This window comes from Pseudomonas monsensis (assembly GCF_014268495.2).
Taxonomy (GTDB): Bacteria; Pseudomonadota; Gammaproteobacteria; order Pseudomonadales; family Pseudomonadaceae; genus Aquipseudomonas; species Aquipseudomonas monsensis.
The window spans coordinates 2972977-2993377 of sequence record NZ_CP077087.1 but is presented as its reverse complement, the minus strand read 5'-3'; the positions used below and the strand labels follow the sequence as shown (position 1 = coordinate 2993377).

The following is a 20401-nucleotide window of genomic DNA, read 5'->3' as shown; positions in this document are numbered from 1 at the left end:
CCTTACAGCTGCCACGAACCGATGTCGGCGTTCACGCCGTCGCCGTCAGGCTGACCGTCGGCGCCGAGGGAAAAGATGTCGATCTCGCCATTGGCACCGGGGTTGAGGTACTGATAAGGCCGCCCCCACGGATCGTTCGGCAGGCGTTCCAGGTACGAACGCCAATTGCTGTTCTTCGCATCCGCCGGCCGCTCCACCAACACCTTCAGCCCCTGGTTCATGCTCGGGTAAGTGCCATGGTCGAGGCGATACAGCTTCAGGGCCTGCATCAACCCGCCAATGTCCTGCTTCGCCGCCGTGGCCCGCGCCTGATCGGGACGATCGAGCACCTTGGGCACCACCATCGCCGCGAGAATCCCCAGAATCACCACCACTACCATGATCTCGATCAGGGTAAAACCCTGCTGACCACGCGGCGTGCGCATCGGTTGCTGAAGCGATTTGAAAGGTGCGATATCCATCTCGACATTCCCTGGCTTGATTCGATTCGACGCGCAGTGTTGCAAGAAGATATGTCAGGGATGTTGAAAATCCTCGGGAGTTTTCGTCGTCAAGCCGTCAAGCACGCGGGTTAGCGTCGAGGGCTGTGTTTTGGCTTTGGGCCATGTATGCGTGCGCGTTCGCGAGAAGCGGGTTTCACCCTGATTGAAGTGCTGGTGGCGCTGGCGATTATTGCCGTGGCGATGTCGGCGGCTGTGCGCGTGGCGGGATTGATGACGCAGAGCAGCGGGGTTTTAAGGGATCGGTCGGTGGCGCTGATTGCGGCGCAGAGTCGGATGGCGGAGTTGCGGTTGGAGGGGCGATTGCCGGTGGGAATGAAGGCTGTTGATTGCGATCAGGGACGGTTGTTGTTGCGGTGTGAGCAATTGATCAGCGCAGCCGAAAATGGGCGGTTGCTCAAAATTGGCATCCAGGTATTCGACCGCAACCAGGATGCACCGCCGTTGGCCAGGCTGGAGACCTTGTTGTCCCGAACGGAAAGCCCCTCACCCTAGCCCTCTCCCAGAGGGAGAGGGAACCGATTCGGGGATATTCGAGAGCTACACCGACTTGAAAGCCTTTCATTGAATCCACAATTGCCAAGCTCACAAAGCCGAATCGAAGGTTCTTCCCTGAAGCCATAATCGCTAAGGTCTTCCAGGTCGATGAACCCCGCAAGACAACTCAGTCGGCCCCCTCTCCCTCCGGGAGAGGGTTGGGGTGTGATCTGGCTTAATGATTCTGGACACCCTTAAAGGGCGGTAATCTACGCCCAGCGAAGAGGTGGCATTTGACTAGACGATATTTTTCGACAGATTTCAAACGGGATGCGGCTTGCCTGGTTTTGGATAAAGACTATTCGGTGAGTGAAGCCTGCGAAGCAATGGGCGTCGGACCTACAGCACTGCGTCGCTGGGTTGAGCAGTTGCGAGCTGAGCGCAACGGTAAGACGCCTGAGAAGTCCAAGGCCATGACTCCTGACCAACAACGCATCCAAGAACTGGAAGCAAAAATCCGACGGATTGAGCGAGAGAAGGAAATCTTAAAAAAGGCTACGGCTCTCTTGATGTCGGATTCCCTCGATCAGTAAGGCTGGTCGAGGAATTAAGCGAGCAATATCCAAGATCCGAGTTGTGTGGCGTGTTTGGTATCAACCGCAGCAGTTATTACGAGCGTCTGAAACAGCGGACAAAAGTGGATGCCGAGCGCGAGCGCCTCAAGATCAAGGCTGCTGAATTACATAAGCAAAGTCGCGGTTCAATGGGCGCGCGCAGCCTGTCAAAGGCGTTGTGTAACGAAAAGGAGTCGGTAGGTCGTTACATGGCTCGTAGCCTGATGCTCGAGATCGGATTGAAGAGCCAGCAACGACGCAGACATCGTTACAAACCTAGCGGCGCAGAGGCTCAATACGCCCCCAATCATTTGGAGCGTAAATTCAACGTTGAGGCGCCCAATCAAGTGTGGTGTGGCGATGTGACTTACATTTGGGCCGGTACTTACTGGGTTTATCTGGCTGCGGTACTAGACCTGCATGCCCGACGCGTCGTCGGTTGGGCGATATCCAGAAGTCCCGATTCGGCTCTGACCTGTAAAGCGTTGAGGATGGCTTTCGAGTCGCGAGGACGCCCTGAAAACTTGATGTTCCATTCGGATCAGGGTTGTCATTACAGCAGCAAAATGTTCCGAGAAACGCTGTCGGAGATGCGAATAAAACAAAGCATGAGTCGACGAGGAAACTGCTGGGATAACGCTCCGATGGAACGTTTCTTTGGCAGTTTGAAATCTGAATGGATACCCAAGGTCGGTTATCGAAACGAAGATGAAGCCAGTAGCGATGTGCTGCGCTACCTGACCCACTATTACAATCGGATCAGGCTACACAGTCACAACGGCTACCGAACTCCGGTAGACATGGAAGCCCTGGCGGCATGAAAAGGGATAAAACCCTATAACTGTGTCCAGGATCGTTTGACCAGATCAGTGAGGGCCGCTTCCACTCGCGAAGTCCCAGAATCACCAAACCCTTAACCACCAAGATCTTCCAGGTCGATGCACCCCGCAAGACAACTCGGTCAGCCCCCTCTCCCTCCGGGAGAGGGCTGGGGTGAGGGTAGCTTTTGCCCTTCATCCCAGAAGAATCAATCCAGACACCGAGACCGGCCAGCAGCCATCATTGCCATGACAATGCCGACCCTGATTTTCCACACGCACTACCATAAGCGGCAACAAACTTACTCGAAGGACCTGGCAAGAAGGCTCACCCTCCCCCCGCAACCCAGCCCCGCCAGCCTAACGCTCACTTGGCCGGGACGCTCTCAAGCGCCGCCCCCTCAGCCACTCCCCATTTGTTGAAGCCATAGCCGAGTACCGTTGCGATCAAGATGAAGGCGGCCAGGCTCTCCTGCGGAGGAAAGGGTGCGACGGCGAGCAGCACGCTGACGACCCCAGCCGTGACAAACATCAGAGTGCCGCCCGCCGCCGACGAGGCCCCCGCCTTTTCGCTGAACATCTCCATGGCCCTGGACGCCGCAGCGGGTCTGACCAGCGTGGTGCCTACGGTGCAGATGATCATCGGTATGGCCACCGTGGCGATGGAGAGCTGGAACTGAATCAACCCCACCATAATCAGACCGGACAGCCCCGAGATCGCCAAGCCCAGCTTGATTTGCGTGTCGATCGTCAGTGTTTTGGATAACCGCGTGGCCAATAACCCGCCCACCACATAGGCGCCTCCATAGGCCAGAAGCACCCATGAATAAGTCAACGAGGACACCCGCAGCGTTTCGAGGAAGATGATTGGAGAAATCGCAATGAAGCCAAAATGGCAAGAAAACGCCATTGCCGATGTCATCCACGAATACACGAAAGGTTTAAAGCTGAAGATATCCGCATAACGCTTCAATATTTCCAGCTTTTGCGATTGCGACGTCAGCGACTGATCCTGCAATTTGGGGAAAAACCACAACGTTTGCCCCAACAAGATCACCGCCAGGCCAGCAAACACGTAGAAACTCCCTTGCCAATTCAGGGTGTACTGCAAATAGGTCCCAAACAACGGCGAGAACGAAATACACAGTCCGCTTAACGACAGCATGTAAATACGAATCCGCTGTCGATCTTCAGCCGTGAAAACATCCTGAACAATCGCTTGAGCCAGCACAAAGCATCCGCACCCTACCCCCTGCACCACTCGCGCCAAGGCAAACTGCACTTGAGTGCTGGAGAGCAGGCAACCCGTAATCCCCAGCAGCGACACCACCAACCCAAGCTTGAGCATTACAGGTCGACCATATTTGTCGGACAGCGGCCCTACCACGATTTGAGAGAGGGAGAACCCGACCGCAAAGGTCGCCACAAAGAATGTGACCTCATTGACTTGCATCCCGAACGCATCCGCCAACGCCGGATAAGACGGAAGTAATACATCGAGCGGGAACACGCCGAGTACAACCATGACCGACAGCAAGAAAAGTGCAGAGGCCTTCGAAGGCGATTTGAGCTTAACGTTCACCGTATTCTCCCTTTGGCTGTCATTCGATAAGCCCTGCCTCGGCAAAGCGCTTCACGTTCATGGGGTCTTTGAAAAAACCACTGCGTTTCATCGCCGTTATCGTTGCGGTGCACCCGGCTCGGGCCCTGGCACGATGAGGCGCATGGCCTTGTTGCCTTTCATGGATAAGCCACGCACTGGTGGCATCAACGCCCACACACTTCAAGTTCTCGAACAACCAGGTTTCATGCAGCCTGAAAAACTCGTAAATGGCTTGAACGATAAAACCCGACATGAAGGTTTTCTGAGCGTCGGAAGCGCCCAGCCAAACAATTGTAAAAAGGTGCGAAAAATAAAGTGAGTGCTTGAGTTCGTCCTCAAGGTGGTCACGCAGCATCCGGTAGACGGGGGCATAAACGGTTGCCTTGGAGATCTTCAGAAATTCCTTGGTAATCACCGTTTCAGAAACAAATCCAACAACGAACCAGGCCAACTCGGTATGGACAGGCTCAACCGTGTTCACCAGCGCCCGGATATTCCGGACGCGCTCTGAGGCAACTTCCCGATTGGCAATTCCATAAATAGCGCTGACTTGATTGGCGACCTCCGCCGACATCACCGCATGGTAGGCCTCGTCGGCATATAACTTGAGGCCTGTGAGTTTCAGCGCCGGAGACAAACCCAAGCCAATCCGATCATGCGCAATGGTTGTGATCGCGCGATTGACAATGCGCGTCTCCAGTTCAGTCGTGTAGTCGAGGAACATCACCAGATACCTGGCCAATATCGCCTGCCTCACGGCGTCGCCATGGCAATGAACCGCCTCGTCGGCGAGCCAGGGAGTTGCCGCCGGCACAAACCAGTCCTTGTCCTGTTCGCCCCCCTGCGTCCAGCCGGACAGGTCATAGGCGTTAGGCCGCGTCCGCACGGTGGCGGCGTCGTTCCAGTCTGAAAAGACTTGCAGCGCATCGGTGTCGATCGAACTCATTTCCTCAATCATCTTCCCGCGCTCCCTCGCTGGCATGCAGCGCTTCCAAAGCCGCCGGCATGTCCCGGCCGGTGCTGACACCGGCCCCGACAAACAACAAGGGCGCTGACGAGTGGAGATCGCCCAACAATGGCTCCAGACACGATTCATCAATAGCGGCAGAGACCCAAGTCCCGAGACCCAGCGCAGTTGAAACAAGCTGCACGGTCTGGGAGATATGGCCGGCATCCAACAGCGCGACGCGGTAGGCTCTCGAGTGCGGATACTTCCACCAAAGCCGGTCAAACTGGCACGTCAGGAAAATACCGAACGGAATATCTTGCGCAAAGAATTGCCCGTTGAGTGCCTGACCCAAACTGAAATCGAGATCGTTACTTATGGCTTCCAACTGGTGCTCGACAGGGTTGTAGTAATAAAACCCAGGCGGGATCTGCGCGACATTCCTGATATAAACATATCCTTCAATCGCATTAAGTCCGCCGCCTGAAGGGCTAGTTCTGCGATGCCGTAGTTCATCGGGACACAGCAGACTAGTTTCAAGAGCGCGAAAAGGAAGATACGCCAGCGAATAATAAAGTATTGATGCTACCTGTTGCTTCGTGACCGCCACAGGAAGGAACTCCCTGACGCTGCGTCGTTTTAACAACGTGCTATGCAAGTCATGATGCTGAGTAGTTTCCGGTCGTGTTAAAGCAATACGTCGCCTTTCATCCTTATCCTGAACTTCATGCCTTAACTTCGGCACCGGAACAGTGAAGGCTTCTTCACACGCCGATTGATAGGCCATTGCCCATTCATGGACGCTTTCGGGTCGCGCCGCATAGTCGATCTTGCTGGTGCCAACGTGAAAGATGCGGGATAGATCATCCCAGCCCCATTCCATCGCGGGAAATTCAGTCTCTGACAGTACGTCCGCCGCCAGCAATTCCTGGTCGATTGCGTCTTGTGAATCCGGCTCTTCGTCTGGATTCTGACTCAGATGCAGCAACCGACAAAGATACTGCGGAGCGATGGAATATTGCTTGTGTGCTTGATAGTCCCATAGCACCAACTGCTTATTCTTGATCAGAAAAAAAATATTATCACTGATATAGGAAGGCACTACTCTCGTCCTTGAGACTGGCAAAAATAAAAGCCCGGAAGAACTTCTTCCGGGCCTGAACATCACTTGACGGTGGTTTTAACCGGACCTGCCGCTTGAGTCCAGTTAGCCAAGGTTTTCGATTCGAGATTAATAACGGTCATGACACTCTCCTTATCTTCAATGAAGCCGAACCATTCGGCGAAGTGAGATTTAAACAAACAAAAACAGCTGTCAAGAATGAAAATCAAAAAAACTTTTTGCGCTTAACTTGGTGCGTAACTGTTATACATTCGCACCGAGATAGTGCTACGAAAGTCTCCGAATCCGGCCAGTTCGATCATTGTCTGACAATTTAAGTGCGCCATTGCAGCGCACACTTTCAAAACATATGAATCGCCCTGAATTTCATAAACGCCGCTTTGCCTGAACTGACACCAACCAAATGACAGAATGGCGTGCGGCTGGATTGCGTCTTTATCAATCGGTCGCCTAGGTAACTGTCATGACAACGCCCGATGCACGGACAGGGGCCACAGACTACTGCCTGCCGAATGCTCGACCATTTCCAGAGACACGTATCCGCCACAAGCGGTCAGCGCATGACAATGGTATCGTCCACTCCTTTTCAATGTTTCTGACAGATTATGAATAGAGCCAAATCCTCAATCCGGACCATTGCTCCCGCACCAGGCATCCCTGAATCCGATGTGAGGCCAGGACGCCATCGCTATGCTTTTGTGAGTCTTCGACCTTGCTCTCGTTGAAGGATGTCTACATGCCCAGCGCATCGCAGAACGCGCGACTCACTGAGTTGCTGACGGTGAGCGAAGCCAGTATTGACAGGGCTGAATCCAACGCCGACCTCCTGAACGTGATCCATGAGTTTGCCTTGTACAACGGCCCGCTCGAATTCGATCGCACACGTGCATGGTGGTTTTTCGGCACCGGCCTGTTATTGCTTGCGAGCGCTGTGGCCCTTTATTGGATTGGAAACATCCATAGCGTCGCTCTGTTCTTTTACCGGTTGGAAATTGATCCCGACTCGTTCGGCATGGGTACTGGTTTTTTTGGCATCGTGATTGCCGTTTGGAGTCTGGCATGGATGAAATCCAAATCTGATCGGTTGCCGTCGCTCAGTAAAAGAATTGCTCGACTGTCATCCTACTTCCACAACGGACTGACTTTCCTGAGAGAAGACTCGGCCGCAACCCTCAAAGAGCTGGACACGGAATTTGGTGATTACCGTCGCGGCGACTACAGCCGCAAGTTGGTCGAGTCGATACAGGGTGAGTTTACCGGCACGTTGCGCAACCTCCCTTTCACGTACCGCCAGCTGCACTATGTCAACCGACGCGAGGTGCATACCACGGTTACCGACGAAAAGGGCAATACCAAAACCGAGACTCGAGTGGTTTATGACCACTACGATCGCTACAGTTTGGTCATCGACTTTCCATGGGTCACCGGAATATCGGTCAGATCTGATCACCAGTCCCAGAACGACTATTCGCATCCCATGGACACGGCTTCTCCGGATTTCAATAAAGCGTTCCGTTTGACCGGTCGCAGCGAGATGCTCTGCGCGAAATTCATCAAGCCTTCGACGGTGCTCCACTTGCTGAAGCTGTTCGACATCCTCCATCGTCCAAACCTGGAGTTCTCCGACAGTGGAGAGCTCTGCCTCAGTTTTGAGAGCAACGACCTGTTCGCGTTCGGTGCCCAGTATTCGCTGGCTTCGCCCAACAATTTTTACGAAGAAATTTCTGCCGGTATCGAACTGCCACGTCTGATGTCTGCGCTCCAATGGAGCCATGCACTCAGTGAGCTGCACGATGACAACTTTACCTTTACCGCCACTCCCCCAAAACAACGCCAAGAGAAGTAAGCCATGGACATTGCACTCATCCTCTCCGCTGTTATCGCTGTCGTCATAATCGTAGCGGGCTTCAGCATTTATAACGGCATTATCGGGGGACACAACCGAGTACAACGTGCATGGTCGGACGTCCTCGTTTACGAACGCCAGAAGACCAAAGTTCTCGACCAGCTGCAAAAAGTGCTCGCAGATTTCATGGTCTACGAGGCCAGCCTCCTGGAGAAGATCACCGGCCTGCGCAGCGCGGTCAACGCCCTGCCTGCGGGCGCCAATGGCAATGCCCTAACGACCGTTGAAACCGCCACCCGGGAGCTGATGGGTGGCTTACGCATCGCTTTCGAGGCCTACCCTGACCTGAAAGCATCAGAAGCGGCGAACAACATGATGCGTGAAATTTCCGAACAACAAGAGAACGTCGGCGCAGCCATCACCATCTACAACCGCAACGTCGAACTGTTCAACAACGCCATCGAGATGTTCCCCGGCTCGGTCATCAATGGCCTGTTCAACAAGAAAACTCGCGTCACGCCATTCACCGATACCGAAGCTTCGCAGAGTTTCTCTTACACCCCGAATATATAATCCGCGTGATGCATAGAACCCATCACCCGCAAGGGTGATGGTCGATCACCTCCCTCCTTGAACAGATCCGCCGCTGATTTTTCCAGGCGCAATGCCGAAAGCAGCAACAAACCACATGAAAACGACGCAGAAAAGCAATCGCCCCGCTCCCACAGATTTCAACGCCAAACAAAACATCTGCAATCAGCACAAAACCCTGTGGGAGCGAGCCTGCTCGCGAAGACGCCCGAACGGACACCCGATCAATCACCAGGTGATCCCGACACCTACATCACCCAGGCAACTGCAAATTATCCAACGCCCGATTCACCGCCAACTCCCCGAGCATGATCAACTGCGCAATCCCCAACAACGTCCGCCGCTGTGCCACGGGCAACAGGCTCGCAGCGTCATGAGCAATGGCCTTGGCCGAAGCCAGTGTTTCACTGGCATCAATCAGCAGCTCTTCATTTTTGTTGTCCGCAGTCACGGCATACATCCCACGGGTTTTACGAGGGAGCGGCGTGGAACCGGGCGGACAGAGGTAATGATCGAGGGCGCGGTCGGCGGCTTCGTGGAGTTTTTTGGAATCGAGGGATTCGTAGGGGGAAACCGAGTCGGTTTCGGGTGGGTTGGGTGTTGGTTTGATCATGAGTGAATCTCCAAGTCATAGAAAAGGAGCCATCATCTTTCGCTACCAAACGAAGGGGTGGTGGCCATACGAAGGTTGGTAGACCGGTGACTTGGAGAACCGGCGCGCCCGAAGACGCCCTGCGCATGACCACCATAAATACACAGCCCCAAAAAGGCCTGTATCGGGTGACGCTATGCGCCAAGTCTAAACCGGGCTACCAAACCCGATCGCTGATTCGTCAGCGACCGGACCACAATAGAATCCGACCCAAAAGCGCACAAGCCGGCGGATTCTGGCGTAGCTGTAGGCAAAGGCGCAAGGATGTGTAGCCTGCGAGAGTGTTTGGAGATGTCTTTTTAAACATTGGCGTGACCGGTTGAATCCACAGCCATAAGTGGGCAGTGGTCTAAACCACCAAGTGCCAACCCAAACGTCAATCGTATAAAAGTCCTGAGTACCAACCGGCTATAGACGCAGTTGCTTTCTTACGTAGAAATTGTTTCTTGCCTGGAATGATGAAATTGCACTGGCGATTCTTGTCATCACCAATAGAAACGACCAAGACCCGAATTAAAAGATCCGGGTCTTGTTCGCTTATTTGAAACTGCCTTCAGCAGAGAATTTTACCAAGCGTAGCGGTAGCCCAGGTTCACCGAATAAGGCTGTTCTATGCCATCGCCCTTAGTGTATTCCGCGTCGATGAAGAACTTGTGCTTCTCGGCGGTTTGCAGGATCACCCCGCCACCGATTTCGGCCCGCGAGCCCGGCAATTTGCTGTCCAGACTTACGTCGTTGACGCTCACCTGGCTGTCACCGGCATGTTCGGTTATCCACGATGCTTTGGCGTATGGCTGCACAGTCATACCGTTATTCAGCTTCATGTTACGACCGAACAGGCTGCCAACTCGGCTCTGAACAGAAGTAACGGCGTCCTGTTCGACTTTCAAGCCATTGCTTGCGGTGTAATCGCCACTGCCCACGCGGAACGCTTGCACTTCCAGTTGTGGTTCGACGAACCAGCCTTGTCCAAGATCGATTTGCTTACCCACCTCTACGCTCGCCGCAATTGCGTGATTCTTGTATTTGCCATCCACCTTCTTACCCATATTGCTGGTGATGTCGACCTTGTTTTCCAAGTGGGTGTATTTCAACACGCTGTCCACATACACGCCGTTTTGGTCGATGTAGGTGGCATAGGTGCCGAGCATGGCGCTGTCGATTTGGCCTTTGCTGCCTTCGCCGAAGTTCTGACGAGCCTCACCTTGTCCTGCCATACCGCCGAGGTACAGCTTGCCGTTGTAGAAAGGAATGGCCTTGTCGGCGCCGATCTCGAAACCGTTGACCTGTTGCTCAAAGGCTCGGCTGGAACCTGTATCGATGCGCTGCTCCTTACCGAAGCCACGTGTCCACAGACCGCCCTCATCATTGCCCATACGCAACTCGCCCAGTCGTTTGGTCAAGGCATTCATCTGCGCACCGATGAGTCCTGTGGCCGCCGCCTGTTGAGCGATGGCAGCGTTCGCGCCCTTGCTCAGGTTCTCTGGTTGAGGATTGCTGATAATGGGATCAATGGGCGCAACGATACTTCCGGCACCACCACCGGTATCACCCACTGGACCCTCGCCACCGCCCGCATCCTGTGCAGTGCCGGCCAGGTACCAGTCATCGCCACGCTGCTCGAGGCCATAACGGAAGGCACCCACGTCGACTTTACCGCCGTACAAATCGAACTTGCCCGCGCCGCCGTTGGTATCCACCAGCATCAGTGCTCCGCCTTGGGCCTGGTGGCCGGAATCGGCAACGATCAGCGTGTGCTCCCCGTCAACTTGTCCTTCAACCTTGAGCAAGTCGCCTTGCAGCGTTGCCAGGTCAGTGTTGAGCAAGAAGCTGCCATTGCCGCTCAAATTGCCCACCGTCAGCGTTTTGAACAAGCCGCTGGAGTGGTCGAAATTTACACGGCCGTCGTTCAACGAAAGAGCACCCAACGAAGAGTTGCCAGACATTGTCCAGGCGCTTCCACTGTTTACACCCAGTTTATCCAACCATTGCGCTGCACCTTGCCAGGTCGAACCATTTTCAAGGTTGATGCCGCTGTCTAGCGTGTGATCATGGTCGATCGACACGTCGCCTTTCAGTCGCGACCCATTGGTGGCGGCCAGTGTCATACGTTCGATTTTCTTGCCGCTCGTCTCCACGCTTCGGGAGCCCATCAAGATGTTGCCTTCAATCGTTGAACCGTCAGCGGTCACATCAACACCGGCGAGAACCCCTCCCTTGATAGCATAGTCATTGGAGCTTACCAGGCTGTTTTTGAGATGAACGCTATGCTGGCCCGATGTCAGAGCGGCGATCCCGACAGCGGTCGTACCATTGACCACAACACGTGAGTCTTCGAGGCTCAACGATGAACCGACGTCCGTCCCTACATAGACACCGTAGCTGCCATTACCATTGAGAGCGATATCGACACTCTTACCGATGACAGTACCCCCAGATGCGGAGTAAAGACCGATGCCGCCGTGCTCGCCGTGGATGCGGACATTATCGAACGTTGCTTTCCCGCCATCGATTTTGCTGCTCCAGAAGCCGTGTTCGCCTAAATCCACTTCACTGTTCGTCAGGTTGAGATTTGAGCCTGCAGATGCCCGGAGCATAGGTCCCGATCCGTCGCTGGTGATCTTCACATTGTTCGCATTGACCACACCTCCCTGTTTGGCCGAGATGGCAGTGGCCGTTGAGTGCAGGTTTGACGACTCAACATTCACCGTCCCTCCAACATCAGCAAATACGGCTTCGGCGTTAGAGTTGATGTCCATGTTCTTGACATCAACGGTCGCCCCTTGGGATGCCTGAGCACCATAGGCGTACCCTGATCCGGTGGTAGTTATGCTGCCGCCGTCCAGACTTATGTGAGCCCCCTCTCCTGAGGCCAGCGCTCCACGACTGTTGTCACCTGAAGTACTGATCGCAATATCTTCCCCCACCACCGTCCCGCCTGCGGTGGCGTATATTCCATAGCCCCTGCTATTGGTGGTTTTAATGGAGCCTCCGCGAACGTTGACGTTGCTGGTTCCCATTGTTGCAATTCCATAACCGTTGGCTCCGAGGGTAACGATATCGAGATTGCTGACATCAGCCGTCGAATTCGTCACGAGCAGGCCCGAACCTGTGCTATTGATTTGCACATTGTTACCACTTAGCTGGCTTGCTTCTTTGACATCCAACGCGACGCTGTTGCCCAGCGTAGCGACCTCGGTGTTTTGGAGGTTTACCTTAGAGCCACCAGACGCCACCAACCCAGCCGTATTGGCCATGAGGGAATTTACGGTCATGCCGATCAAGTTCAGCGTGGAGCTGGTTTCTACCAGCACCGCGCCCAAGCCAGTGCCTGAAGTGCTGAGAATACCGTTGCTCCAAGTCGCCTCACCGACATTCATAACCCGCAATGCAGGGGTGTTGTCACCTGATGTCACCATTTTCCCGGTACCGTTATAGATCGTACCGTCGACGAGCACACCAGTAGCGTGCCCCATGCTGGAAAAGGCCAACAACAAGCTGGCAGACAACGTGCTCAAGGGAAAAGCCGGGGCTCTTGAAGATAAGCGCGCAACGCTGTTTCGCGATTTTAATACGCCAGACGCCGACGCCGACTCCGACGGCACCGTAAAATAGGTGCACGTGCGATTCCATATAGTTCGGTAGATGCTGTTCATAAATCTCTCATTCATTGATTTTTTTCAGGACAGGCTTAAACAAGCCGGCGCTCGAAAGTCACTGAGGAGAAATTTGAACAGGAAATTTAGCGGCAAAAATTCAGGCTTTTCCGACTGATCTGTAGGAAATTTCCTACGTGCGAGCCGCTCTCTTTAGCACTCAGCAATTCGTATTTCCATCTACATGAGTCGCCCCTAGTTTTAAAGACACATTCGAGCGTCCACTTCTGGCCGATAGCGGCCATTCATAACGACCTACTTCTGGTCGAAGGCAACACCAAATACTCTGCTTCTCAGTCCATTTTTTTGCTGAGACAGTTGAACTGCCCCCCCAACCAAACGACCAAAATAAATGAGCTCAACTCCCCAAATCACGGCCTCACCAACCTAGGCAACACCACCCCCTCCGCCAACCTCTCCACCTCCAACCTTACCCTCTCCCCCTGCTCAATCACCACCCCATCCCCTCCACCGCCACTAACTTCACCCCCGGCCCCACCTTCTCCCCCTGCAAAAAACTACGCGGCGGCCCATCGTTCAGGCTCAGTATCGCCACCGCCCCCCGACTCCCCGCCATCACCCCGCTCACCTTGATGTCCACTGGCGCTGTTTGATTGGAAAACCACTGCAACGCCGGGCTGTCGCTGCGCGCAGCGATCAATTGTGGGGCGGCGGTCGGGGTGTGGGATTCGGCGGTGGTCAGCAGCAGTGACGACCAGGTCGCCACGCCGACCAGTGTGGCCAGCAGGGCCAGGGCCTGGATCATTTGTGGTGGGGAAAAGCGTGTGGCGAATGTCATGGGCTGAATCTCCTTTTAGTCCCACCTGACAGACTACGCGGCAATTCTCACGGTTTTATTTCACACGCCTTACATGTTGGCCGTGCAGGATGAACGTCGACGCAAAGGAGCGCGCAACCGATGAACGTGGGCAAGCAACAGGGCTTTACCCTGATCGAGCTGATGGTGGTGCTGGTGATCATCGGCATCGCCAGTGCGGCGATCAGCTTGAGTATCAAGCCCGATCCGCTGCAATTGCTGCGCAAGGACGCCGAGCGTGTGGCGCAACTGCTGCAGGTGGCGCAGGCCGAGGCGCGGGCGGATGGCCGGCCGATTGTGTGGGTCAGCGATGCCAAGGGTTTTCGCTTCAGTCGGCGCAGTGACAGCGGCAAGGGTTTCGAGCATTTCAATGACGATGCGCAATTGCGCCCGCGGCCGTGGCAGAGCCCGAAGGTGCAGGTGCGGGTCGAGCCGAAACAGAAAGTCGTGCTCAACGCTGAGTGGATCAATCCGCCGCTGCAACTGACGTTGTCGGATGGCGCCAATCAGTTGAGTGTCCTGCGCGATGGCGCTGGCCGGATTCGTGTGCAATGAAGGGCCAACAGGGTTTTACGCTGATTGAGGTGATGGTCGCGATTCTGCTGATGGCGGTGGTGAGTTTGATTGCCTGGCGTGGGCTGGACAGTGTGACGCGGGCGGACAGTCATTTGCAGGCCAGTGGTGAACAGAGTGACGCCCTGCTGCGGACGTTGAATCAGCTGCAGCGGGATGTGGACATGCGTGCGGGCATTGAATTGAGTGAGCCGAAGAAAGTCGGCGCGAACGATGAGCCAGTGACGGCGCCGCCCGCGATGACTGTACGTAGCAGTGATAGCAAGGGGTTTCGGCTGGATATCATTCGCACCGCGGCTGACCAGCCTGGGGCTTTGCAGCGGGTGCGTTGGTGGCTTAAGGGCGACACGTTGTACCGTGCGGTGGCGGCGGCGCGGAGTCGTTATCCGCTGCCGGCGCCGACCGATGGCGTGGCGGTGTTAAGCGAGGTCAGCGATGCGCAGGTGCGGGTTTGGGAGCCGGACAAGGGGTGGCGGCAGTTGAGTGGCAATCGGCGGGAGAATCCGGTGGGGCTGGAGATTCGGCTGACCCGGCAGACGGCGCAGGGGGTTGAAAGGTATCGGCAGGTGATTGGGCCGTTGGAGTGAGACTGGCTGTGATGTGGGCAGGTCCTGGGTTGGGATTGGGTTAGGTCAGTTGGGGATTGGTTGGCTGGTAGGTTGTCATCGCTGGCAAGCCAGCTCCCACAGGGATTGGGGGCGGTCAGTTGGAGGTTGGTTGGATGTCAGGCCGTCATCGCGAGCAGGCCCACTCCTACAATTGGATCGTGTGAGGTCAGTTGGGAGTTGGTTGACTGGCAGGGCGTCATCGCTGGCAAGCCAGCTCCCACAGGGGTTGGGTGGAGTCAGTTGGGGATTGGTCGGCTGGCAGGCCGCCTTCGCGAGCAAGCTCGCTCCCACCGTTTTAATGTGCGTACAACCCAAGCGGCAAAGCCGCCCCACTCAACAGGATGAGCGTTAGCTCGGCTGCAGCTTTTGATCTTGATCCATGGGCGACTTCGGAAGGCTGAGTGGAGGGATTCATCCGGGGGTGGGAGCGCAGCGACCGTTTGGCGCAGCCAAATGCATCGAGAGGAGGTGCAGCGAAGCAAACCGGAGGCGATGCGCCCGGATGGATCCCGGAGCGAAGGAACCCCGAGCCTCAGCGAGCGGGCCGCACGTAGGAGCAAGCCTTTTGGGTTACCTTTTCGGCGTTTGGAAAAGGTGACCCGCCGTAAGGGCGGAACCCTAAGCGGCCGTTACCGCAGCAACGGATATGTACACGTTCAAACCAACTAACTCAAAACAACGACGCCGATTGGGCAGGTTAGTTGGGGATTGGTTGGCTGTCAGGACGTCTTCGCGAGCAAGCTCGCTCCCACAGTGGGATTGGGTGGCGTCAGTTGGGGATTGGTTGACTGGCAGGGCGTCATCGCTGGCAAGCCAGCTCCCACAGGGGTTGGGTGGAGTCAGTTGGGGTTTGGTCGGCTGGCAGGCCGCCTTCGCGAGCAAGCTCGCTCCCACCGTTTTAATGTGCGTACAACCCAAGCGGCAAAGCCGCCCCACTCAACAGGATGAGCGCAAGCTCGGCTGCAGCTTTTGATCTTGATCCATGGGCGACTTCGGAAGGCTGAGTGGAGGGATTCATCCGGGGGTGGGAGCGCAGCGACCGTTTGGCGCAGCCAAATGCATCGAGAGGAGGTGCAGCGAAGCAAACCGGAGGCGATGCGCCCGGATGGAGCCCGGAGCGAGGGAACCCCGAGCCCCAGCGAGCGGGCCGCACGTAGGAGCAAGCCTTTTGGGTTACCTTTTCGGCGTTTGGAAAAGGTGACCCGCCGTAAGGGCGGAACCCTAAGCGGCCGTTACCGCAGCAACGGATATGTACACGTTCAAACCAACTAACTCAAAACAACGACGCCGATTGGGTGAGGTCAGTTGGGGATTGGTTGGCTGGTAGGGCGCCATCGCTGGCAAGCCAGCTCCCACAGGGATTGAGGGCGGGCAGTTGGAGGTTGGTTGGATGTCAGGACGTCATCGCTGGCAAGCCAGCTCCCACAGGGGTTGGGTGGAGTCAGTTGGGGATTGGTCGGCTGGCAGGCCGCCTTCGCGAGCAAGCTCGCTCCCACCGTTTCAATGTGCGCACAACCCAAGCGGCAAAGCCGCCCCACTCAACAGGATGAGCGCAAGCTCGGCTGCAGCTTTTGATCTTGATCCATGGGCGACTTCGGAAGGCTGAGTGGAGGGATTCATCCGGGGGTGGGAGCGCAGCGACCGTTTGGCGCAGCCAAACACATCGAGAGGAGGTGCAGCGAAGCAAACCGGAGGCGATGCGCCCGGATGGATACCGGAGCGAAGGAACCCCGAGCCCCAGCGAGCGGGCCGCACGTAGGAGCAAGCCTTTTGGGTTACCTTTTCGGCGTTTGGAAAAGGTGACCCGCCGTAAGGGCGGAACCCTAAGCGGCCGTTACCGCAGCAACGGATATGTACACGTTCAAACCCACTAACTCAAAACAACGACGCCACCCGGCAACTCAGTGCATTTGACGCCATAAGCATCGCGAATCAACAACGCAACCCCGGCAAGTTGATCAAGACTGAACCGCGCCTGCACCCGCCGCTGCCCCAGCTCCCGGTTAAGCAGCAACAACATCCCAGGCCGATAGCGGTTGATCTCATCAACCATCTGGCTGAGCGTGGCGCCGTTGAACACCAACACCTGCTGACGCCAGTTCATCACCGCCGCGGTGTCGACACTCTGCACACTGCCAACCTGCCGCGCATCGTAGGTCACTTGCTGCCCCGGTTCGAGGCGCAGGCTGCGGCCTTCTACGTCGACTTCAACCGTACCATCAAGGCAGGTCACGCAAACTTGCTGATCAGTGTTACGCAAGTTGAAACGCGCCTGACTCGCCCGCAACCACCCTCCCCCAGCCTGCATCGCCAGCGGCAACCGCGCGGTCTGCACTTCAACCTCACCACTGACCAGCTCAAAACCCTGCACGCCGTCATCGACTGCGCGCTGGTTGATCCGCGTCTGGGTGTTCAGCTCCAGGCTCACACCCTGCGCCGGTTCGAAACGACGCTGCTGACCGACTTCGGTTATGTAGTCAGCGCCCAGCCCTTCAAACCCGCCAGGAATCGTCCCGCGCACCAGCAAAAACGCCGCCGACGCAGCAATCGCGCCACCGAGAAACGCCCGGCGACCGAAGCGCCGGGGCGCCTGCATCTGCTCCATGGCCGGTTGCAACTGATGCCACATAACCTTGGCCTGCTCGAACGCCTGCGCATGCTCGGCACTCTGTGCGCACCAGTCGCGCAGGGCGCGGGCATCGGCCACGGTGGCGCGGCCGGAGGTCAGCAGGACCAGCCAGTCGCGGGCTTCGCTGTGCAGATTGTCGGCCGCCGATGGCTCGGCAGGTGTCAGTCGAAAGATGTTCAAACGCGCAGATTCTCAACGAATTGATCGGGCACTATTCAGAAGACGGTTTTCCGGCCCCGCGACCGAACCGCTGAAACACTTTTCTTTCCAGTTTCGCTGCACAAAAGCCCAACGCGGCTTTGATTTCCTTCTCGACCATGCGCGTGGAAATGCCAAAACGCTGGGAAATCTCCAGGTGCGGCGCCTCTTCCAGCCGCGCAGCGATGAAAATTCTGCGACGGCGTGCGGGCAGCTCGTAGAGGGCACTGAGCAGGGACTGGATTTCCTTTTGCCCGCCCACCACCCGCGCCGGATCGAGGGCTTCGTCACCGATTTGCAGCAGTTCCTCGACTTCCTCGCCGGTGAGCAGGCGTGCATCGGCCTGGCGGCGGTCGGCAGCGATGTTCAGGGCCATGCGATAGAGGTAGGCGTTGGGCCGCAGGACGTTCGGCGGCGTCTCCATGCGGTCGACCCGCAGGTAGGTTTCGTGCAGCACGTCGTTGGCCAGGTCTTCCGAACCGAGACGCCTGCGCAGGCGCACCCGAAAGTCCTCGTAGGACGTCAGGAACAGTTGGACCATCGAACCTTGTCCGGTGTCTTTCATCCCCCGGAAACTCCTTCCCATGTGGTGCATTCCATGCGTTTCCCTGACGACTCCGGTAACAACAGCAACGTGACCGGCTGACGCAAGGCGCTGGGCGTCGGCCGGTCGATCCTGAGATTGCGAAAGCTCTCTACCAGCGCATTGTCGCGCCGTACATCGCCGGTCGAGGTGACCAACCGGTTGTGCTGCACCACGCCGTCACGCCCGACCCACACCTGCAACACCGCGCGATAACTGCCCGGACGGGTCAGCGGCGAACGGCACAGGTTGCGCTCGATGGCCGCTTGCACGGCCGTGGCGTAACTGCGGTTGACGGCAACGCTTTCGGGCGTCTGTTTTTGTGGCGGCGCCGGCACGTCTTCGACCTGCGCCACTTGCAACGTAAACGCATCGTCCCGGGCATAACGCGCCATCAAACCACTGCCGCCGAGCAATCGACGCAAGGCATCGGCGGCGGTGTACTCACCGTCCACTGCCAGCGAGCGACGACCGCGACTCAACTGACTGTCGACCAGCACCGCTACGCCGGTGGCGTGGCTGTACTGGTCCAGCGCGTGCGCCAGATCCTGTGCCGGAATATGCAGCGTCATGCGCAAGTCCGCCGGCACCGCGTCGGCCATGGCGTGGCCCGCTGCACAGCCAAGCAGCCACCCCAGACACATCCGGCGCACAAGTCTCGTTGAACGCTGAAAACCGTCCCTGGAACTGCCTCGCTGCACGGCTGACGAATCCTTGGAAATCGTCATCCTGAGGGCTGTTTATGAATCTGGTGTGACGGACGGTGCAAAAAAACCATCACGGGATTTGCGCAAGGCTTGCACTAGACTCAAGCCATAGCGCGGCCCCTCCGGGCCGGCCAGGAGGCGAGCATGAACACACTGTGGCGATTCAGCCTTGGCGGGCTGTTGTTGACGGCGCTGTCGAGCGCTTTTGCCGAAGACCCCTTGGGCTGTGTCGAGGTGACGGTCGGCGGGTACAAGGCGCCGAACTACGATTGCCTGAGCCAGCAGATGGGCAACAACCCGCAAGGCGCAGCGGCGGCGGAGAAAAATCAGCAAGCGCTGAATGTGCCCGTCAACAAGCGGCCACCGAATCAGGTGGGCCTCGCAACCCCGGCCGCGACCAGCACGCGAATGGGCAATACTTTCGGCACCTCGGTAAAACCGCAACGCCCACCAGCCAATGCCGGCACCTCTCCACTCATCAATAAATGACACATCCACCTGGGGGCAAGGAACTCACACACCTGTAAGGAGGCAACTCACTAACCTGTAAGGAGCGAACTCACACACCTGCAGGGAGGCTCAATAACCTGTAGGCAGGCTCACAACCTGTAGGCAGGCTCCCAACCTGTAGGGAAGCTCACCAACCTGCAGGGAGACTCACTAACCTGCAGGGAGGCTCCCAACCTGTGGCGAGGGGATTCATCCCCGTTCGGCTGCGCAGCAGTCGTAAACCCGCTGCGCAGGGTGAGCCTGATGTACCGAGTTGTAAGGTTTGGGGGCTGCTTCGCAACCCAACGGGGATAAATCCCCTCGCCACAGGTGAATGTGTACGTCAGTCACTGGGGGTTTGGCGGAAGCTGACGGCCAGGCGATTCCAGCTGTTGATCGTGGTCACGGCGATCGTCAGGTCCACCAGTTCCGCTTCGCTCATCTGCGCCTTGGCCTGCTGGTACACCTCATCGGGCACATGACTTTCAGCCAACAACGTCACCGCCTCGGTCCAGGCCAGCGCCGCACGCTCACGCGGGTTGAAGAAGCCGCTGTCACGCCACACCGCGATCGCATACAAACGCCGATCACTCTCCCCCGCGCGCCGTGCATCCACCGAGTGCATGTCAGTACAGAACGCGCAGCCATTGAGCTGCGAGGCACGGATCCTGATCAGTTGCAGCAACGGCTGTTCGATGCTCAGGTGGCTGGTCAGCGCCTCCATCGCGATCATCGCTTTCATCGCCTTGGGCGACGCATTGTAGTAATCCAGGCGCGGGCTCATGGGCAGGTCTCGGCAGACGGAATAATGACTTCACCGTAAACGCCGACACCTGCGCGTTACAGCCCCAATTGCACGGAAAACCGCTACACCACTGACAGGAAAAATACGATTTCTTGCGGGCACTGCAAAACACTGTGAGAGCGGGCTTGCCCGCGATTACGTCGGCACATCCAAAGAATATTTCGCC

Annotated in this window: 17 protein-coding genes and 1 pseudogene; 7 read left to right on the top strand and 11 right to left on the bottom strand. The window is 56.7% G+C overall.

Features of this window, described 5'->3' with window-relative positions:
- Positions 1–2: 2 nt before the first annotated feature.
- The gene (gspG, locus tag HV782_RS13125; protein ID WP_038368790.1) at positions 3–461 is read right to left on the bottom strand and encodes a type II secretion system major pseudopilin GspG; all 459 of its coding nucleotides are present in this window, start codon (positions 459–461) and stop codon (positions 3–5) included.
- A gap of 147 nt (positions 462–608) precedes the next feature.
- Here gspG and gspI point away from each other — a divergent pair, with 147 nt between their 5' ends.
- Positions 609–995, top strand: coding sequence for a type II secretion system minor pseudopilin GspI (gspI, locus tag HV782_RS13120; RefSeq protein ID WP_186748732.1), 387 nt, complete (start codon positions 609–611; stop codon positions 993–995).
- 275 nt (positions 996–1270) lie between these two features.
- Positions 1271–2412 (top strand): IS3 family transposase gene (locus HV782_RS13115; RefSeq protein WP_225931025.1). Its coding sequence is split into 2 segments (ribosomal slippage): positions 1271–1532 and positions 1532–2412, totalling 1143 coding nucleotides; the frame shifts between segments, so codons are not numbered across the junction.
- A gap of 364 nt (positions 2413–2776) precedes the next feature.
- Here the strand turns inward: HV782_RS13115 and HV782_RS13110 are convergent.
- The 3 genes from HV782_RS13110 to HV782_RS13100 are packed head-to-tail and all read right to left on the bottom strand — an operon-like array spanning position 2777 to position 6060.
- The gene (locus tag HV782_RS13110) at positions 2777–3991 is read right to left on the bottom strand and encodes an MFS transporter (protein ID WP_186748741.1); all 1215 of its coding nucleotides are present in this window, start codon (positions 3989–3991) and stop codon (positions 2777–2779) included.
- 19 nt (positions 3992–4010) lie between these two features.
- Positions 4011–4970: a diiron oxygenase gene (locus HV782_RS13105; protein WP_225931073.1), complete on the bottom strand. Its 960-nt coding sequence runs from the start codon at positions 4968–4970 to the stop codon at positions 4011–4013.
- Positions 4963–6060 carry a SagB/ThcOx family dehydrogenase gene (locus HV782_RS13100; RefSeq protein WP_186748739.1) on the bottom strand — a complete coding sequence of 366 codons (1098 nt, stop codon included), beginning with the start codon at positions 6058–6060 and terminating at the stop codon, positions 4963–4965. The genes HV782_RS13105 and HV782_RS13100 overlap by 8 nt, the downstream gene beginning before the upstream one ends.
- Before the next feature lie 757 nt (positions 6061–6817).
- Between HV782_RS13100 and HV782_RS13095 the strand changes: the two genes are divergently transcribed.
- Positions 6818–7927 carry a hypothetical protein gene (locus tag HV782_RS13095; protein WP_186748738.1) on the top strand — a complete coding sequence of 370 codons (1110 nt, stop codon included), beginning with the start codon at positions 6818–6820 and terminating at the stop codon, positions 7925–7927.
- 3 nt (positions 7928–7930) lie between these two features.
- On the top strand, positions 7931–8500 hold the full coding sequence (locus HV782_RS13090) for a LemA family protein (RefSeq protein ID WP_123468093.1): 570 nt from the start codon (positions 7931–7933) through the stop codon (positions 8498–8500).
- Positions 8501–8771: 271 nt separating this feature from the next.
- Here HV782_RS13090 and HV782_RS13085 read toward each other — a convergent pair whose 3' ends face one another.
- From HV782_RS13085 to HV782_RS13075, 3 genes and pseudogenes are all read right to left on the bottom strand, one after another.
- Positions 8772–9131, bottom strand: coding sequence for a DUF6124 family protein (locus HV782_RS13085; protein ID WP_186748737.1), 360 nt, complete (start codon positions 9129–9131; stop codon positions 8772–8774).
- Positions 9132–9736: 605 nt separating this feature from the next.
- Positions 9737–12826: an autotransporter outer membrane beta-barrel domain-containing protein gene (locus HV782_RS13080; protein WP_217890354.1), complete on the bottom strand. Its 3090-nt coding sequence runs from the start codon at positions 12824–12826 to the stop codon at positions 9737–9739.
- A gap of 371 nt (positions 12827–13197) precedes the next feature.
- Positions 13198–13625 (bottom strand): annotated as a pseudogene (locus HV782_RS13075) (type II secretion system protein N).
- Between the two features lie 120 nt (positions 13626–13745).
- Here HV782_RS13075 and gspH point away from each other — a divergent pair.
- Together gspH and HV782_RS13065 are read left to right on the top strand one after the other, a co-directional pair.
- Positions 13746–14198: a type II secretion system minor pseudopilin GspH gene (gene gspH, locus HV782_RS13070; RefSeq protein WP_186748785.1), complete on the top strand. Its 453-nt coding sequence runs from the start codon at positions 13746–13748 to the stop codon at positions 14196–14198.
- Entirely contained in the window at positions 14195–14803 is a 609-nt protein-coding gene (locus tag HV782_RS13065; RefSeq protein WP_186748786.1) for a type II secretion system protein GspJ, read from the top strand. Before gspH ends, HV782_RS13065 begins: the two co-directional genes overlap by 4 nt.
- Before the next feature lie 1891 nt (positions 14804–16694).
- On the opposite strand, the gene HV782_RS13060 is transcribed toward HV782_RS13065, so the two are convergent.
- From HV782_RS13060 to HV782_RS13050, 3 genes are read right to left on the bottom strand one after another with little or no spacing between them, the layout of a single operon-like run.
- Positions 16695–17633, bottom strand: a complete 939-nt coding sequence (locus HV782_RS13060; RefSeq protein WP_186748459.1) for a FecR family protein — start codon at positions 17631–17633, stop codon at positions 16695–16697.
- Positions 17634–17664: 31 nt separating this feature from the next.
- Positions 17665–18216, bottom strand: a complete 552-nt coding sequence (locus HV782_RS13055) for an RNA polymerase sigma factor (RefSeq protein WP_064119825.1) — start codon at positions 18214–18216, stop codon at positions 17665–17667.
- Positions 18213–18878, bottom strand: a complete 666-nt coding sequence (locus HV782_RS13050) for a secretin and TonB N-terminal domain-containing protein (RefSeq protein ID WP_186748482.1) — start codon at positions 18876–18878, stop codon at positions 18213–18215. The genes HV782_RS13055 and HV782_RS13050 overlap by 4 nt, the downstream gene beginning before the upstream one ends.
- 207 nt (positions 18879–19085) lie before the next feature.
- Between HV782_RS13050 and HV782_RS13045 the strand changes: the two genes are divergently transcribed.
- The gene (locus HV782_RS13045; RefSeq protein WP_186748460.1) at positions 19086–19430 is read left to right on the top strand and encodes a hypothetical protein; all 345 of its coding nucleotides are present in this window, start codon (positions 19086–19088) and stop codon (positions 19428–19430) included.
- A gap of 343 nt (positions 19431–19773) precedes the next feature.
- Here HV782_RS13045 and HV782_RS13040 read toward each other — a convergent pair whose 3' ends face one another.
- Positions 19774–20214 carry a carboxymuconolactone decarboxylase family protein gene (locus tag HV782_RS13040; protein ID WP_186748461.1) on the bottom strand — a complete coding sequence of 147 codons (441 nt, stop codon included), beginning with the start codon at positions 20212–20214 and terminating at the stop codon, positions 19774–19776.
- Positions 20215–20401: the final 187 nt, after the last annotated feature.